Source organism: Paraburkholderia sp. EG287B (genome assembly GCF_040965595.1).
Taxonomy (GTDB): Bacteria; Pseudomonadota; Gammaproteobacteria; order Burkholderiales; family Burkholderiaceae; genus Paraburkholderia.
The window spans coordinates 132365-148912 of record NZ_JBFRCG010000013.1 but is presented as its reverse complement, the minus strand read 5'-3'; the positions used below and the strand labels follow the sequence as shown (position 1 = coordinate 148912).

Here is a 16548-nt window from a genome sequence, read left to right as displayed (position 1 = left end):
GTCACGACGTTCCCTGCGTCGTTCCCGGCGGAACAGGATTCTTCTCCTGCGTGGATGGCAACTCGTTTTCCGACGCTTCGTGCTTGCGCTTTTCGCGCTCGTCACGCTCAGCCTGCTTCGTGTCGGCGGGCTGCGCAGGGGAACGGCGGTCGCCCTCAGGCGGTTGCGCGGCGGCGCGCGTGCCGGTATCGGTATCTGGTCGCATGTCGATATCCTTTCGTGCAGGGCGTGCGCCGGCGCTTTCGCGAAGCGCCGTCACGCGAATGAAGCTCGCAATCGGTGTTGTCAGCGTGGGGACGCATGGCGCGTCGTCTCGAACAGGAACCAGACGCGCTCTTCGGTCTGGTCGATCCAGTTCTCGATCAGGCTCGCCGTGGCGACGTCGTTCTTTTCATCGCAAAGTTCGTGCAGATCACGCATGTAGGTCACGAGCGATTCGTTGTCGCGGCGCAACTCATCGAGCATCGCCTCGGGGGCCACGAACGCTGCGTCGTTGTCGGAGAGTCGCTTGAGCGAGGCGATCGCACCGATCGAGCGCAGCGTCGTGCCCCCAAGCTTGCGCACGCGCTCCGCGACGGGGTCGATCATCGCAAACACCAGCGCCGCCTGATCATCGAGCAGCAGATGATAGTCGCGAAAGTGCGGACCGCTGACGTGCCAGTGGAAATTCTTCGTCTTCACGAAGAGCGCGAATACGTCCGCGAGCAGCTTCGTGAGCCCAGCCGAGACTTCCTGTCGCGCGTCGTCGCCGAGGTCGGTCGGCGTGGTCAGATTCGTGGCGGCAGCGCCTTTGCGATTCGAGTCCGTATTTGCCATGGTGCTCATTCCTTGTAGATGCGCAAGCGTTCATTGACGTGTCGGGTGTCCAGCCATCGAGATGCACGGTGGCTGCCGTCGCATCTGCGCACCACGTGTGCCTGAGGTCTGCGCGCCGGCGCAGGAGATCTGGGCAAGCTCGACCCCGAGGGCAGCGACATCTCTGGCGCCACGGTTGCCGTGACGGGCGGCACGCCGCTCATCTAGACGGCGGGCCGCTCCACCTCCCAGTAACGTTCGGGGCGCTCCACATCCGGCGGAAACGGTCCGAATGCACGCATCTGGCTCGGGTACGCCCCCACCGCGCGCCGCTTGATCGCCGCGAGCCGCCGAGCCGGATACCGCCCGAACACCTGCGCGCTCATCGGCCTCACCAGCAAGCGCTCTGCTTCGAGGCGCTGGAAGCCGGCGTCGAGCACACCGGGCATTGCGCGGTAAATAGCGTCCTCATAGGCGATATAGCGTGTAAGACGCTGCATTTGCAGCAGCAAACGGCACGCGGCGCCCACGAGTTGATGATCGGAATGCCACAGGCCAAACGGGCACACGGGCAGCCAGGCGCCAAAACGCGCGAACTGCCCAGCCAACGTGTGCGCAACGTCTTCGACGTCCGGCGTCGCGCCATACTGTCCATCCAGAAAGTCCAGCCACAACGGCGTAGCGCCGCACAGCGCAAGCGCACGCTCGTCCTCCCGCTTGCGCGCACGCACGGCTTCGTGCGCATCGGCAAAGCCGCTGGCTTCATCCCATTGCGTATGCATCGGCGCGACAGGCTCGCCCGCGAACACCGTGCAAACGATCGAACCGGGGCACCTCGCGATGAGACCTGCGCAGCCGAGTATCGCGTCGTCCAGATGCGGCGAAACCACGATCAACCGCGGCGCCCCGTCGCTGATGTCGTGAGGCGAAGCATTCGTCATCGTCTCTCCTTTTCTCGCTTCAAGCGCCAGACGCACAATGGGCATCAGGCGATATGGCACGGTGGCCACCCAGTTCGTACAGGCTGCAGCGCTTGCGGATTCCCTCCCGATGCGCCTCGTCGAACCTCTCTCGAGCGCAATTGGCGTTCCGGCTAGGCCCGCGGCCACGGCGTGCCGACCCGGGCGCGCGGGTTGCGGAACGATCGATGCACCGTCTGCGCGCAGGCGATGCGAATCCATCACGCAACCTTCGATCATTTCAGGAGCCCATCATGGCGATGAACCCCGATTCCCCGCAGACCGGCGCGCGTATCGTCGGTAAAGGCAGTGAGACCGCGGCCGGCCCAGGCCCATCCATCATGGCCGCGAGCACACTCGAAGGCGACCGCGTCTTCAGTTCGGATAACGAAGAGCTTGGCAAGATCAAGCACATCATGCTCGATGTCGAGCGCGGACGGATCGCCTACGCGGTCATGTCGAGCGGCGGCTTTCTCGGCATTGGCGACAAGCTGCTCGCGCTGCCGTGGGCCGCGCTCACGCTCGACACCACGCAGAAGTGCTTCGTGCTGAACGTGACCGGCGAGCGCGTGAAGGATGCGCCGGGCTTCGACAAGGACCATTGGCCTGCCATGGCCGACATCGGGTGGGCCACCACGGTGCACGACTACTACGGCGCACGCGCGCACTGGCAGGACGATCCGCTCGCGCCGGGCAGCGGCATCGAGCCCCCGGGGATGGGTGGCCCGAAGCTTTAAGGCTGGCATACGCCTGAGCGAAGCGGGCTCGCGGCTTTCGCGGGCCCGCACACGCTTCCTGCCCGTCCAGGGTGGAGCGCAAAGGCATGCCGCTTGCTGAAGTTCTGGCAACTCACATGGGGTCGGGAGTCCAACATGTCCGATTTACCCGCGCACTGGCAGGCGGAGCTCGATGCCCTGCTGGCCAGCGAATCCATGCCGCTCGACGCGACGACGCTCGCCGGCGCGACTGCGCGTCTCGCGGCGGCGTTTCCTGTCCTGCCGATGCCAGGCGCGGGCAACACGCTCGCGCGCTGGCAATTACTCGCGGAGGTAGCGGCGCACGACCTTTCGCTAGTCAAGATTTATGAAGCGCACGCCGACGCCCGCGCGATCCTGGCCGAACTCGCGCCGGCTGCGCACTTCGAAGCCGCTTCCCTTGGCGCGCCGCCTGTCTGGGCCGTCTGGGCCGCTCGCTCGCCGGGCAACGAACTGAGCTTTGCTTCGCGCGATGGCAAGCACGTCAAGCTCGCGGGCACCAAGGCATGGTGCTCGGGCGCGCGCTTCACGACGCATGCGCTCGTGACCTGCGTCGATGCAGACGGGAGCGACTGGCTCGCCGCCCTGCCCATCGACCAGCCAGGCGTGACGATCAGTGCGCGCGGCTGGGAAGCGGTCGGCATGGACGCCACGCAAAGCGTGGAAGTCGACTTTGCCGACGCGCATGCCACGCTCGTGGGCGACGCTGGCGCGTACGTGCGCCGCCCCGGCTTCTGGCACGGCGGCGCGGGTATCGCGGCTTGCTGGTACGGCGCCGCTTCGGCGCTCGCGGCGAGACTGCGCGAGGCCGCGCAGCGCCGCGACAATCCTTATTTGCATGCACACCTGGGCGCCGCCGACGTGGCGCTCGCCGGCGCGCGCGCATGCCTGCGCGAGTGCGCGGCTGCCATCGACGCCGCGCCGCGCGCGGACGCCATGCGGCATGCTTTGCGCGCGCGCTGTGCCGTGGAAAGCGCGGTGGACAGTACCCTGCGTGCCTGCGCACGCGGTATGGGCGCGGCGCCGCTGTGCCGCGACCGCTGGTTCGCGCGCGTGAGTGCCGATCTGCCGGTCTTCGTGCGCCAGAGTCACGCGGAAGCCGATCTTGCTGCGCTCGCCGGCGCGGTCCTCGAGTCCGGCGAAGACTGGCGGCTCTAGAATCCGTGATCGTAAGGATAACGATGGACCGTCCGCCCGCATCGCTCGCCGGCTACTTCGACAGCAAGTTCGCCGCGAGCCCCGACCCCTGGCGCTACCACGACAGCTGGTACGAGGAGCGCAAGCGCGCGCTGCTGCTCGCGTCGCTGCCGCGCGAGCGTTATCGCAAAGCGTTCGAGCCGGGTTGCGCGATCGGGGCCTTGTCCACCGACCTGGCGCGGCGTTGCGAGCATCTGCTTTGCGCGGACTTCTCGCCTCGCGCCGTCGCCGCGGCACGAGCGCGCCTTGTCGCGTTCGCGAACGTGGACGTGCATGCGCTCGCCATGCCGCGCGACTGGCCCGCCGGCCAGTTCGACTTGATTGTGATGAGCGAATTCGCGTACTACCTGAACGCACGCGACTGCACGTCGCTCGCCACGCTAGCCGCGTCCTCGCTCGCCGCCGATGGCACGCTGGCATGCTGTCACTGGCGTCACGGCGGCGAGACGTGGATGCTGCAAAGCGTCCAGGTGCACGGCATCTTCGCGCAGGCGGCGGCAAACGCCGCGCTGCATGCCGTCGTTCAGGTCGACGACACGGATTTCCTGCTCGATGTCTGGAGCCGCGATCGGCTCAGCGTCGCACGCCGCGAACGCGCGTAAAGACACGCTGGGACTTCTGGGACTCAGGGCGCAACGGAAGACTCGCTGTCGTCCACCCCGTCCGCCCAAGCGGCGAGCGTGTCGCCGAAGCCGCCGCGCGCACGCGCGTCGCGCCGCCCGCTCGTCACCACGCGCGGCGCTGCGCTCCACGCGAGCGTGGCGCCTGTCGCGATCAGCAGGTCGACCAGCGCGACGTCTTCGCGGCAGGCAAGCGGCGGAAAACCTCCGGCGCGCAAATACGCGTGCGCCGCGACGCCCAGGTTTGCGCCATGAATGTGGCGATGCCCGTCCGAGTCGCGGTAGCGCCGCTCCCAGGTCGCGCGGGCGCCGGGCGCCAGCGCGCTCCAGTCGTCCACGCTCACAGGCCCGCACACGGCGTCCGCGGCAAGCGCGAGCTGGGCGGCAAGCCAGTCGGGCGCGACGTGGCTGTCGGCGTCGGTGAAGGCGAGCCAACGGGCGCCGCACGCAAGCAGAGCCTGCGCACCGGCAGCGCGGGCGACGCCGACGTTGTGGGCGTCTATGCATAGAGCCTCGAACCCGAAGTCCGAAACGATCGCAGCCGAGGTATCCGTGCAGGCGTCGAGCACCACGAGCGGGCGAACCGCCTCGCCTCGCAGCGCAGGATGCGACGCGGCGCACCGCACCGAGGCAAGGCACACGGCAATCAGGCGCGCTTCGTTGTGCGCAGGAATAACGACCCCGATCATTCGAACTCCATGGTATTGGCGTGACTTTGCGTCATGCCACCCGAAGTCCGATCGTGGCGTACGCAGCAAACGTCAGACTGCATGCGCACGCCGGATGCCCGCGCCCACCGGCGGGTACCGTGGTCTGTGCGGCCGTCAGTGCTCCTGGCTCGGCATCGGCGCACGCGTCCCCGGCACATCGATTGCGCTTGCGGTCCCATACGAGAGACCGGAGCACGCTATGGCTGGATGGATCAAGGCAATGGATGTGGCGGCAGTGCCCGCGACGGCCATGCGGCGCGTCGAGCTGGAAGGTGTCGCCGTGCTGCTCGTGAACACCAGCGATCGCATCCGCGCATTCAGCGCGGACTGCCCGCATGCGGGCGCGCCGCTCGAACAGGGTGCGCTTTGCGCAGGCCGCATCGTGTGTCCATGGCACAAGGGCGTGTTCTCGAGCGAAAGCGGCGCGTGGCTCGAACCACCTGCGCTGGAGGGGCTGACGTCGTACCCCGTGCGTATCGAAGCGGATACCATCCTCGTCGAACTTACGCCGCAGCGTGCCTTCACGCCTCGCACCCCCTCCGCGCGCGCCAGGTCCGCGCGTCGTTTCGCGGTGATCGGCGGCGGCGCGGCGGGCGCAGCGGCCATCGCCACGCTGCTGGAAAGCGAATTCGCCGGCGAGGTGACGGTGTTCGCTGCCGAGCCGCAAGTGCCCTACGACCGGACCTGTCTCAGCAAATTCGTGCCCGCCGGCGAGATGACGCCCGATGAGGTCCCGCCGATCCTGCCCGAAACCGTGGCTCACGACCAGCGCTTGCGCGTCGACCACAGCGCGGTCAAACACTGTGACGTCCACACGAGACAGGTCACGCTAGCCGATGGCCGCGTGCAGGCCTTCGACGCCGTGCTCATCGCGAGCGGCTCGGTGGCAAAGCGACCCGATATACCGGGCGCCGAACTTGGCAACGTCTACACGCTGCGCAACCTGGCAGACGCCGGGGCCATACTCCACGCGCTCGCGCCAACCGAGCGTGCCGTGGTGCTGGGCGACAGCTTCATCGGCCTCGAGACGGCCTCGGCATTGCGCAGACGCGGCGTCGACGTCACCATCGTGTCCCCCGCAGGCGTGCCGCTGCAACGGGTGCTTGGCGAGCGTATCGGCGGGATGTTCCGCGACTGGCACGAATCGCACGGCGTGGTGTTTCGGCGCGCGAAGGCGCTGCGCTTCAGCGGCGCGCGCGAGGTCGAATCAGTCGAACTCGACGACGGCAGCGCGCTGCGCGCGAAGGCCGTGATCGTCGGCATTGGCGTGCGGCCGGCCACGCACTTCGTCAGCGGCGCCGAGACCGGCGAGGACGGCGGACTCGATGTCGATGCGACGATGCGCGTCGCCGGTGAAACCTACGCGGCGGGAGATATCGCGCGATTCACGCTCAGCAGCGCCTTAGAAACGCCGCAGCGCACGCGCATCGAACACTGGCGCGTCGCACAGCAACAAGGGCGCATCGCGGCGCTCAACATGCTGGGCCAGACGGCAAGCTACGACGGCGTGCCGTTCTTCTGGACCCAGCACTACGACAAGCGCGTCGACTATCTGGGACATGCCGGACATTGGGACGAGCTGGTGATTTCGGGCCGCGCCGGGGACGATCGCTTCGGGGTCCTCTACGGTGAGTCCGGCCGCCTTCGAGCCACGCTCGCCTGCGGCTACGATCGCGAGATGGCGCTCATGAGCGAAAGCATGCGCAGACCCATCACCATCAACGCAGCGCGCGAAATCCTGGGGTTTTGATCGGGCGAGCCTTCGCCATTCGTGAGCTCTCATGTGAACTGCAAAACGGTATGCACCGCCAACGCCGCGCCCGTAGCGACTGTGGCCAACCAGCATAATGCGCGGGTGATCACGTGCGCCTTCATCTCACCGACGGCCTCACGGCGCCGACTCAACAGCAAGAGCAGGATGAGGACCGGCGCAACAGTCATGCCGTTGGCCAAGGCGCTCCAATAGCAGGCCTTGACCGGATCGACGCCGGATACATGGAACAGCAACGCAATGGCGACACTCACCACCATGAGCGCAACGAGGACGCCGGCGATGCGGCGGTCTCGCTGCTCACCCTGCGGCCAGCCGAACGAACTGGCGGCAGCGTGCGCCGCCGAACCCGCCAGGGGCGGGAGCGCAAGCAGCGCGGTGCCGAGGAGCGCGAGGCCGAGTACGGGCGACGCGTATCCATGCGCGACCGGAGCGATCGCAAGCGCGGCGGCCTGGGCGCTGCTGACCGGCTGGTGCGCCGCGTGGAGCGTAACGGCGGCCGCGACGAGGACAAACGCCCCGCAGGCGTTGGAAAACAGCGTGCGCACGAGCGTATCGCGTCGCATCTTTTGTAGCCGCGGTGGGTCTTCATTGCGGCTTTCGCGGCTTTCCCCCGCGCGCGTCCGCTCTTCGACTTCCTGTTCCGCTTGCGAGAACAGCAGGTAGGGGCTGACCGTGGTGCCAAGCACCGCAAGCAGCATCCCGAAGTAGTCTTCGGACCAGGTGAAACCTGGCACCAGGGCATGCCACGCCACGGCGCGCCACGGCACGTCGGTCGCGAACATCACGCCGGCATACGCGAACAGCGAGAGCGCTAGCCACTTGAGCACGTTAGCGTAGCGCGCATAGGGGATCCACCATTGAAGCGCGATTGACGCGCCGGCAAAAAGGACGATGAACGGCGCGACCGGCCCGCGGAACGTCAAGCGCGCGGCCTCGCCCATGGCCAGCATATCGGCAGCCATGTTCACGGTATTCGCACCCAGAAAGCGTGCGACGGCGATCAGGAAGATCCAGCGCGCGTAGTGCTCGCGCATGTTCTCCGTGAGGCCCTTGCCCGTGACGGCGGCGACGCGCGTCGCGATCAACTGGAGCGCTACCATCGACGGGTACGAAAGAACGCACACCCAGAGCAGATCGAAACCATATTGCGCGCCGGCTAGCGAGTACGTCAGGATGCCGCCCGGATCATTGTCCGTTGCGACGGTGCCGAGACCCGGGCCAATGTCCGCCGCCCAGGCGTGCGCCGGGAGTTCGCTTCGATTGGCATGCTCGCGTCGAAAACGTAGGCTCAGGCCGGCTTTCATCGAAAAGAGTGCATAGACGTGCGGAGTGCACCCTGTCTCGCAGGGCACGTTCCCGGGCATCGAGCGTGCTCTTCTGATTCCGGTCGTTCGTCACGTGATGGCCAACCTGCCAGGAATGAACTCGATGAATCTCGATCAGATTTATGCCCGAATATGGGATTGCCTCGCTGCCGCGGTACGCGAAGAGGATCAGCCGTTCAAGGTGATGCAGGCCGCGACGATCGGCCTTGATGGTTCCCCGAATGTCCGCACCGTACTGCTTCGGAGCGCCAATGAAACCCAGAACCGGCTGACTTTCCATACCGACCTGCGCTCGCCGAAGATTGCCGAACTCAGCCTGGAACCTCGCATCGCGCTCGTCGGTTGCGATCCCGTTCACAACCTGCAAGTCCGCGTATACGGCGAAACCCGAATCCTGCGCGACGGGCAAGCGCGAATCGATGCATGGAGGACCAGTCCCGATCATGATCTTGTGGTCTACCGCACCCGCCTCCCGCCCGGAACTCCCATGAGTCATTCGGGTGATGCGTTCGACGAGACACACGATATGCCTGGTGAGGCCGAAGGCCTCAAGCATTTCGCCGTCGTTGAGTTGCGTCCCGCGCGCCTGGATTGGCTAGACCTTGCGGCGGCAGATGGTCAGCAGCGCGCGCTGTTTGTCCGTCAAGGTGACAGCTGGATCCACAGCTGGATCGCCCCCTGATCACGCCGGGTGCAAGTCCAACGCGTCACAGAGCGGGATGCGCATGGTGTGCCTCGTGCGGCACGAGACTTGCGGTTTCGTCGCGACGCTCGTCCCGAGCGCTGCAGGAAGATCGCCGTGGCCGACAACGAAAAACTTGAACCCGAAAGCGCCGTCACCGATCGGACGGAACGCTCGTGGCTGTCGCGGCTGGGGCCCGGGCTCGTAACGGGCGGCGCAGATGACGATCCGAGTGGAATTGGCACCTACTCCCAAGCCGGCGCGAAGTTCGGCTTCGCGCTGCTATGGACGCTTCTGCTGACCTATCCGCTGATGGTCGCCATCCAGATGATCAGCGCACGAATTGGACGTGTGACTGGCAAAGGGCTCGCCTCCAACATGCGAGCTTTTGGTCCCCGCTGGCTCGTGATCGTTCTGGTGCTGCTGCTTGCCGTTGCCAACACGATCAACATTGCCGCGGACCTGGCGGCCATGGGCGCAGCCATCGGTTTGCTGGTGCGTGGCCCTGAGCAACTTTACGTGGTCGCGCTGGGCGCGTTTTCCGCCATCCTCCAGATCTGCCTTCCCTACGAAAGTTACGCACGCTTCCTGAAGTGGTTGACCGTCGTGCTCTTTGCATACGTTGCAGTGGCGTTCGTCGTTCCGGTCGACTGGTCGCAGGTCGCGCTTTCCCTGGTCCACCCGCGTGCGCCTCTGTCTGGCGACTATCTCACCACCGTCGTCGCCGTCCTCGGCACCACGATCAGTCCTTACCTGTTCTTTTGGCAAGCTTCGCAGGAAGTCGAGGAACTTCGATCGAAACCCGGCGAACATCCGTTACGCTGGGTCTCGTCATTCCGTGCATACCGGCAGCTCGACAGGATCACCGCCGATACCTGGATCGGCATGGGCGTCTCGAACGGGGTGGGATTTTTCATCATGTTGACCGCGGCCGCAACACTGCACGCGCACAATATCAGCATCCAGACGTCGGCGGATGCAGCGAAGGCGCTTGCTCCCATTGCCGGGCGTTTCACAGCGTTGGCGTTTGCCGCCGGCATCCTGGGAACCGGGCTGCTCGCGCTGCCCGTGCTGGCCGGTTCGGCGGCCTATGGCGCGGCGGGCGCGTTCCGGTGGCGCAATAGCCTGTCTTTACACCTCACGCTGGCGCGCGAGTTCTATTCCGTCATCGTCGTGGCCATCCTGGGCGGCGTCGCGATTACGTTCTGCCACCTCGACCCGGTGAAAGCGCTTTACTGGAGCGCTGTCGTCAACGGGCTTGCCGCCGTACCCGTCATGATCGTCGTCATGTTGATGGGAACCAGTCACCGCGTGATGGGAAAGTTCGCAATATCAGGGGTCCTGAAAATTGGCGGCTGGACGGCAACTGCCGTTATGGCCGTCGCAGCCATCGGCATGTTCATTCCCGCATAGTCTTTGGCCAAACGTTACGCGTGCCGGCGTAGACGCGGGAAGGCCTGACTCAGGCGACGGATAATCGGCTTGATGCCTTCGGGCCCGGGACTTTGCCCCGGTGCCAACGGAATGTCGGCCCAGTCGGGGGCCAACACGGTGTCGACGAGACCGGGGTCCTTTCCCCGTACACCGCGTGTGCGCCCCAAATGCGTCACCTACGAATGTGACTGCCCAAACGCGCTCGAACTGAAGCAATACGAGCGCGATCTGGCCAGTGGTTCAGCGATCCGTCTTGCCGGGATCTTTCCTGGCTGCAAAAGCGCAGGCGGCCGCGGCAAGATTCAGTTCGTTCAGATCGATCATGAGCAACAGGCTGTCTATTTCGCCTAACTGACTTTTGTTGACGCGGCCGGTATCGAGCAGGCCATGCAGCCTATGGCGCCAGTAGCTCGCAGGAAAGACAGGCCCGGCAAGATCACCGCCAGGCGATACCGATATCGCGTGCCGGATATGTGCGATTTCCTGGTCAATCAGGTTCGACATGGCGCATCCGGCCTGAAGGCGCTCGCCGTTTTTCTTTTTCATTTTGGCCCCGTTCCCGCTGGTTGGAATGACAGGAAAGCATGATCTGAAGATACCTTAGCACTTCGCTGTCGGGAGCGCCGCCGGTGTGCCTCCGGGCGTCTGCAGCACGATGAATGCTGCTCGAAATGACTATTGATTATGTGTCAATGAGCTGCGCAGGCACGTAATATGCGCACTAGCGAGTTCACAGGCCGCTGACAATGCACACCGCTTGCACCTTGCGCCACTTCATCCCCATGCACCGGCAGCGCATGACGGTATGGATCACGCTTTTCGCGGTGCCGCTAATATGGCTGCTCTACGTGCTCATTTGCATGACGCTTGTCTCCAGCGCATGCGTGGTCGGCGTCGCACAGCGCGGCGAACTCCGCTGGGAAGACACGGAGAACATTCTCGCCGCTGTGTCGGCCGCGGCGTTCGCCGTTTGCCTTGTCCTTGCAGTCGCCACCGGACGCGCCTGGAGGAAGATCGCCTGGTCTTCGCACGGCGAACCAGATGCCACATGCTTCATTGCATGGTGTAGCGCGATCGTGGCCACCGCTTTCACCGGTACCCTGGCATTCATCGCCTGCGTACTGATCGCCGCCCCGTTCGACCGCCTGTGCGCGCCATTTCAATGACCCATCGCTGTTGATGATATGCCGTATGTCTCGGACCTTGGACGCGCGAGTCTTCGATGGTGGGTGAAGTCGACTGTGAATCCGCCATAGATCAACGGACAGGTCATCACATAATGGATGCCCCTTCCGCAAGTTCGTCTTTACGGGCAGCGGTTCAGGATGCGAGCGGGTGTCGGTTGCGACACCGCAAGGAATTTCAATGTGGTGGCAACTGCCGCCGGCTTACAGTTTGTCTTCTGACGACCGGGACCTGACTTGTCCCGGCATCGGAAGTCCACGATAGCGGTTCTCATTTCCACGACGGCACAACTGGCAGCATGACGATTTCCCGGCCTGGGCCCTTACGACGTCAGCGAAGTGTCCAGTGAACGTCCCTGTTCTGGAAGGGACTGCGGGAACAGCACCAGTCAGCTCCGCAGCCCGGGCAGTGGTAGTACTGGAGACGTACGCTGCCGAGATACGCCGGTTCGCCGACGTCGCGCAGAGGGTGTGTCACGTCGAAATCGGGGTGACGCAGCAGAAGACTGCAGGACGCGCAAAGATGTGACGGATCGCTAACCATTTCATTTCCTCTGCATTACAAGGACGTGTACGGAAGTGACAGAGAGCCCGTCCTGCGCGGCACAGCGAGTTTTTCCCATTGCAGGGTTACACGAGCCGTTGCGCAGGTATTTCGAATGGATCGTCATCGGTCGTCATGGAGATCCTGCCACCAGAAGACAAGGCAAAATCGACTGCGAAATAATAAGCATGTGCATACGGCCACGGCACACTATCTGTCATCACCGGGCCGGTGGTCAATTGCGCAAGTGACGAGCCTGGCAACGTACCATCACGAAGCTCGGGTCGTGGCGTCATGAACCAGAGAAGCATCATGCCTGATGCCCTGTCTTGCGCACGGCACACTGGCATTCGTGAAGCGCTCGAAGTATAGGATGCGGCCTGGGGCGAGCGGGCGTACTAAACCCATGGGTTCCGCACAGCAAACGTCACATCGGACGAGAAACTGCGCAGCAGGCAGCAACGAGGAAGGCAAGGCTCAGGCAGCAGATCACGCGCGTCATGACGCGCGCTTTCCGGTGTACCAGTGAACGCGCGAATTGCGAAAGACCGCAAGTCCGCTGTTCAGGTACAGGCTTGCGCTTCCGAATAGTACCGGTTCGGCGCGGGAAAGACGCCTGTCATGACTTCAATCAGGAACGGGCCGTCATATCGACTTGCTTCGCCGAGAACATCATCCAGCTCGTCGATTCCGTTAACCTCGCGTGCCGCCACACCGAGCGACGATGCAAACGCGGTCCAGCTATGACAGGGCAGCCTCGTGAACTGCTCCGAAATCAGATCGCCCCTCATCGCGTCGATGTGGATTGCGCCGTGCGCAGAGTTGTTCAGGACAACATAGATCACCTTGATGCCGTAGCGAGCTGCCGTCTGAACCTCCGTTCCGTGCATCATCATGCATCCGTCGCCCGTGACTACGACGCAAGGGCGTTCAGGGGCCGCAAGCTTGACGCCGATTCCGGCTGCAATAGCCCAGCCCATCGGCGCCAGTGAGCTGGATGAAAAGTAGTTGCCCATGCCCGACGTCAGCCAGTAGTGGGCCATGAAAATACGATGGGCACCGGAATCCACCACGACGTTGCTGTCCCTGGGCAACAGCTGACACAGGCGCTTGATGACGGTGCCAGGATAAAGCGATTTATTTTCGCTGGAAGCCCTTGCGGCAAAGTCCTCGAACTGGCTGTCGTACAGGGGAATCTGGTTGAGCCCGGCGACCCATGCCCTTCTTCTTTCGAGCACTTTCTCGAACCCGTCGTGGGCGTCCGTGTTCATCCGGGCGAGCAACCGGAAGCTCGCCCCGATCCCGGAGAAAATACTTCGTTGGGCAATGTGCCCCATCGACGGGTGATCAAAGCTGTCATCGAAGACAAGCAGATCCTTCCCCTCGGTCAGCTTCCTGCTCCAGTTCATGCTGTCACGCTGGTTCAGATCGCTGCCAAATACAACGAGAGCGTCAAGCTCGTCAGAATTGACCACACGCGCAGCGCGCGAATGGCTCGAGAACCCGTAGATGCCCAGGGCGAGTTTATGTCCCTCGGGAAAGGCACCCTTGCCGGCCAGCGTCGTCGCAACGGGAACGTGAAATTTTTCCGCAACCTCAAGAAGGGCCCTCGCAGTCTCCGCGTCATTCCCGCGACTCCCAATCAGAAACGCGACTTTCTTCGACTGGAGCAGATACAGGTGGTGCAGGGCTTCCAGTGCGGTACGGTCAGGCGGAACTTCGCCCATATTGAATTCGTGCTGGGCGTAGGGTTGCCGTGCTATCTGCGGGCCGGGAGGTACATCCTGCCTTTGAATGTCGACAGGAATACTGATGAATGACCGCGCCCGACGCATCCAGTTCAGCCCGTCCGTCGCACGACGCAGCTCAGCCTGAACGTTTTCCTTGTTCTTCAGCTCGACCACGTCCGTCATCAGCCCTCTGACCACGCCACTTTCAAAGATGCCACCTGACGTCGCATCCTGGAAGGCCCCTTTACCCTCCGCACTCGACGCGATGCCTCCCGCGATATAGAGCATCGGAATCTGGTCTGCCTGAGCGGCCGCCATGCCGGGCACGAAGTTCATGGTGCCGGGACCGGAAATTCCTGCGCAAACGCCGAATTTGCGGCTGGCGCGTGCATAGCCATCGGCCATGAAGGCGCTGCCCGTTTCATGAGCGCCAACGATGCCGCGAATGGAAGGCGAATCATCAATTGCAGCCAGCAGAGGGTAAATCAGCTTTCCAGGAACCAGGAACACGTGGTCGATTCCTGCAGACTCCAGCGACTTCACCACCATCTTCGAAACGTTGAGCGGAGCGGAAGATCTCATGGTCTTTGGTGACGATCCGGGCAGACATCCATATTCGAATATCCCGCCGCTCTCCGTCGTCGGGTGACGCGCGGTCTTTCGGCATTGAAACGTACCGAAGCCGGGGACAACCGATGTCTGGAGACAGCGAGATGGCCTTTGACACGCTGCACTTTCAGTAACAGTCGTGTCTCGCGCTACTTCCCCGGGTCGGCACGAACAGCGGGCCCGAGTGTCTCCATCCATGAGTTCCCCGTCCCTGGCTGCACCGTCGCTCGCGCGCGCTCTCTATGCGCCGCTGGCGCAGCACTCGCCGCCCCCCCGATGAGCTATGGCGGGCCTTATCGAGTACCTTATCGTGGATCTGCGTCCACTAGACCAGGACCCGCCTGCGCGCGCCCCGTTATCGATCGCTGCCCAGACATCGCAGTCCCGTTCAGAATGTCTGCCACTCCGATGTCCCGGTAGCGGCGGCAGCAACTACCTTGCTTGCGCTCTCCGGGGAGACCGGCATCGACGCGGGCTTTGTTGCTGCTGCGCGAGCGGACGTAAGGCGGTTCCGGGCGACGGCCTGCAGCGTTTTCGTCTCCCTTGATGAAGTCGCTTCGTTGCCATTGACCCTGAAGAAGGCCACCGTCTTGCTCAGGCTTTCCGCCTGCTGCGCCATTGCCTGGGCGGCGGCCGAAGCTTCTTCCACGAGCGCCGCGTTCTGCTGTGTGACCTGATCCATCTGGTTGACCGCCTGATTCACCTGCTCGATGCCGGTGCTTTGCTCGCTCGATGCCGACGAGATTTCGCCCACGATGTCAGTCACACGCTTGACCGCTTGCACGACTTCCTTGATTGCGCCGCCTGCTTCTTCGACGAGCCTCGAGCCGGTTTCCACCCTGTTGACGGAGTCGGAGATCAGCTCCTTGATCTCCTTCGCGGCAGTCGCACTGCGCTGCGCGAGCGTGCGGACCTCACCTGCAACGACGGCGAAGCCGCGCCCCTGTTCTCCTGCGCGAGCCGCCTCGACTGCTGCATTCAGTGCGAGGATGTTGGTCTGAAAGGCGATGCCCTCGATGACGCCGATAATCTCGGACATTCGGGTCGAACTCGTGGAGATGTCGCGCATCGTCTCGACGACGCGACCCACGATTTCGCCGCCGCGCTGCGCCACGCCCGAGGCCGTACCTGCGAGCGTGGCAGCCTGCGTTGCATTGTCCGTGTTGTGACGGACCGCTGCGGTCAGTTGCTCCATACTCGACGCAGTTTCTTCGAGCGATGCGGCCTGCTCCTCGGTGCGGCTCGACAGATCGAGGTTGCCTTGTGCGATCTGCGCGCTCGCAGTCGCGACACCTTCGGCGTTTTCGCGTACGTCCGACACGACTCGCAACAGCGCCTCGCACATGGACTTCAGCGATGCCATCAGGCTGTTTGTGTCACCGGCGCGCAGGTCAATGCTCACGTTCAGGTCACCCGCGGCCACACTTCTGGCCACGGCGGCGGCCGTCGCAGGCTCCGTACCCAGTTGCCGGGTCACGCTACGCATCATCCAGATGCCGATACCGAGGCCGATCGAGACGGACATCGCCACGAGGACAAGCATCAGATTGCGGCCTTCGCCGTACACGGCGTCGTTGGATTCCGCCGTCCTTTGCGCGTCGCCCTGCTTCAGGGCAACCAGATTGCCCATCAGGACGAGCGTTCTGAAACCCTTCGTGTGGTACTCACCCAGCATGTATTCAGTGAGGCCATCCCGGTCCTGTAACGCCGCCGAACTGATCTTGCCTTTCATTTCGTTGAAGGCCTGGATGTAGTCCTGCCAGCCCTGGTCAAGCTCGGCGAAGGTCCCCTTCCCCTTGTCGGTATAGACAAGCGGTTCTGCCTGGTTGAGGTGATCGCGTGCCTGGGTCAGGGCCTTGTCAGCCTGGTCCAGCGAGCCAGCCCGCTGCTCGGCCGTTGTGGCCAGAACCGCATTGCGTAGATAGGTCCCGACTCGCAATACGTCCGCGTTAGCCTGCTGGATCAGGTTCAGTCCGACAAGATCCTGTCGATACGTCTTGTCTGCATTCGCGCTGATTTGCGCCATGTTGTGCAGGCCGATCCCGCTGACGGCCGCGCTGATCGCCGAAACCAGGATGAAAGCGCTGATCAGTTTGGTGCCGAGTTTCATGTTGCCGAAATTCATGATTCACTTTGGTGAGAATGAAAGAACCAGAACGGATAAGCGGGTTCGTGCACAGTTCGACGCAGTATCAATCCCGAAAAGTCCGGCAACCCTGTATCGAATAAA

Annotated in this window: 16 protein-coding genes; 7 read left to right on the top strand and 9 right to left on the bottom strand. The window is 63.7% G+C overall.

What is annotated here, in order from left to right; all coding sequences use genetic code 11:
- Window position 1 precedes the first annotated feature (1 nt).
- The 3 genes from AB4Y40_RS24505 to AB4Y40_RS24495 form a co-directional block, all read right to left on the bottom strand.
- A complete protein-coding gene (locus tag AB4Y40_RS24505) occupies window positions 2-205 on the bottom strand; it encodes a hypothetical protein (RefSeq protein ID WP_368690002.1) in 204 nt (67 codons plus the stop codon).
- 80 nt (window positions 206-285) lie between these two features.
- A complete protein-coding gene (locus AB4Y40_RS24500; protein ID WP_368690001.1) occupies window positions 286-816 on the bottom strand; it encodes a Dps family protein in 531 nt (176 codons plus the stop codon).
- A 203-nt stretch (window positions 817-1019) separates the two neighbouring features.
- Window positions 1020-1736 carry a PIG-L deacetylase family protein gene (locus tag AB4Y40_RS24495; RefSeq protein ID WP_368690000.1) on the bottom strand — a complete coding sequence of 239 codons (717 nt, stop codon included), beginning with the start codon at window positions 1734-1736 and terminating at the stop codon, window positions 1020-1022.
- Window positions 1737-2008: 272 nt separating this feature from the next.
- On the opposite strand from AB4Y40_RS24495, the gene AB4Y40_RS24490 reads away from it, so the two are divergent.
- The 3 genes from AB4Y40_RS24490 (at window position 2009) to AB4Y40_RS24480 (ending at window position 4308) form a co-directional block, all read left to right on the top strand.
- Window positions 2009-2491 (top strand): PRC-barrel domain-containing protein, encoded by a 483-nt coding sequence (locus tag AB4Y40_RS24490; protein ID WP_368689999.1) that lies wholly within the window; start codon window positions 2009-2011, stop codon window positions 2489-2491.
- A 135-nt stretch (window positions 2492-2626) separates the two neighbouring features.
- Complete coding sequence (locus AB4Y40_RS24485; protein ID WP_368689998.1) at window positions 2627-3667, top strand: acyl-CoA dehydrogenase; 1041 nt, start codon at window positions 2627-2629, stop codon at window positions 3665-3667.
- 23 nt (window positions 3668-3690) lie between these two features.
- Complete coding sequence (locus AB4Y40_RS24480; RefSeq protein ID WP_368689997.1) at window positions 3691-4308, top strand: SAM-dependent methyltransferase; 618 nt, start codon at window positions 3691-3693, stop codon at window positions 4306-4308.
- A 23-nt stretch (window positions 4309-4331) separates the two neighbouring features.
- On the opposite strand, the gene AB4Y40_RS24475 is transcribed toward AB4Y40_RS24480, so the two are convergent.
- Window positions 4332-5015: a glycosyltransferase family 2 protein gene (locus AB4Y40_RS24475; RefSeq protein ID WP_368689996.1), complete on the bottom strand. Its 684-nt coding sequence runs from the start codon at window positions 5013-5015 to the stop codon at window positions 4332-4334.
- Window positions 5016-5235: 220 nt separating this feature from the next.
- Between AB4Y40_RS24475 and AB4Y40_RS24470 the strand changes: the two genes are divergently transcribed.
- Window positions 5236-6786: an FAD-dependent oxidoreductase gene (locus AB4Y40_RS24470; protein ID WP_368689995.1), complete on the top strand. Its 1551-nt coding sequence runs from the start codon at window positions 5236-5238 to the stop codon at window positions 6784-6786.
- 29 nt (window positions 6787-6815) lie between these two features.
- On the opposite strand, the gene AB4Y40_RS24465 is transcribed toward AB4Y40_RS24470, so the two are convergent.
- Complete coding sequence (locus AB4Y40_RS24465; protein ID WP_368689994.1) at window positions 6816-8114, bottom strand: NRAMP family divalent metal transporter; 1299 nt, start codon at window positions 8112-8114, stop codon at window positions 6816-6818.
- 124 nt (window positions 8115-8238) lie between these two features.
- Here AB4Y40_RS24465 and AB4Y40_RS24460 point away from each other — a divergent pair, with 124 nt between their 5' ends.
- Window positions 8239-8817 carry a pyridoxamine 5'-phosphate oxidase family protein gene (locus AB4Y40_RS24460; protein WP_368689993.1) on the top strand — a complete coding sequence of 193 codons (579 nt, stop codon included), beginning with the start codon at window positions 8239-8241 and terminating at the stop codon, window positions 8815-8817.
- A gap of 117 nt (window positions 8818-8934) precedes the next feature.
- Entirely contained in the window at window positions 8935-10230 is a 1296-nt protein-coding gene (locus AB4Y40_RS24455; RefSeq protein WP_368689992.1) for an Nramp family divalent metal transporter, read from the top strand.
- Window positions 10231-10491: 261 nt separating this feature from the next.
- Here AB4Y40_RS24455 and AB4Y40_RS24450 read toward each other — a convergent pair whose 3' ends face one another.
- Entirely contained in the window at window positions 10492-10797 is a 306-nt protein-coding gene (locus AB4Y40_RS24450; RefSeq protein ID WP_368689991.1) for a hypothetical protein, read from the bottom strand.
- A 251-nt stretch (window positions 10798-11048) separates the two neighbouring features.
- Here AB4Y40_RS24450 and AB4Y40_RS24445 point away from each other — a divergent pair, with 251 nt between their 5' ends.
- Window positions 11049-11417 (top strand): hypothetical protein, encoded by a 369-nt coding sequence (locus AB4Y40_RS24445; RefSeq protein WP_368689990.1) that lies wholly within the window; start codon window positions 11049-11051, stop codon window positions 11415-11417.
- Window positions 11418-12065: 648 nt separating this feature from the next.
- On the opposite strand, the gene AB4Y40_RS24440 is transcribed toward AB4Y40_RS24445, so the two are convergent.
- The 3 genes from AB4Y40_RS24440 to AB4Y40_RS24430 form a co-directional block, all read right to left on the bottom strand.
- The gene (locus AB4Y40_RS24440; RefSeq protein ID WP_368689989.1) at window positions 12066-12293 is read right to left on the bottom strand and encodes a hypothetical protein; all 228 of its coding nucleotides are present in this window, start codon (window positions 12291-12293) and stop codon (window positions 12066-12068) included.
- 249 nt (window positions 12294-12542) lie between these two features.
- The gene (locus AB4Y40_RS24435; RefSeq protein WP_368689988.1) at window positions 12543-14291 is read right to left on the bottom strand and encodes a thiamine pyrophosphate-binding protein; all 1749 of its coding nucleotides are present in this window, start codon (window positions 14289-14291) and stop codon (window positions 12543-12545) included.
- Between the two features lie 415 nt (window positions 14292-14706).
- Window positions 14707-16443 (bottom strand): methyl-accepting chemotaxis protein, encoded by a 1737-nt coding sequence (locus AB4Y40_RS24430; RefSeq protein ID WP_368689987.1) that lies wholly within the window; start codon window positions 16441-16443, stop codon window positions 14707-14709.
- Between the last annotated feature and the right edge of the window lie 105 nt (window positions 16444-16548).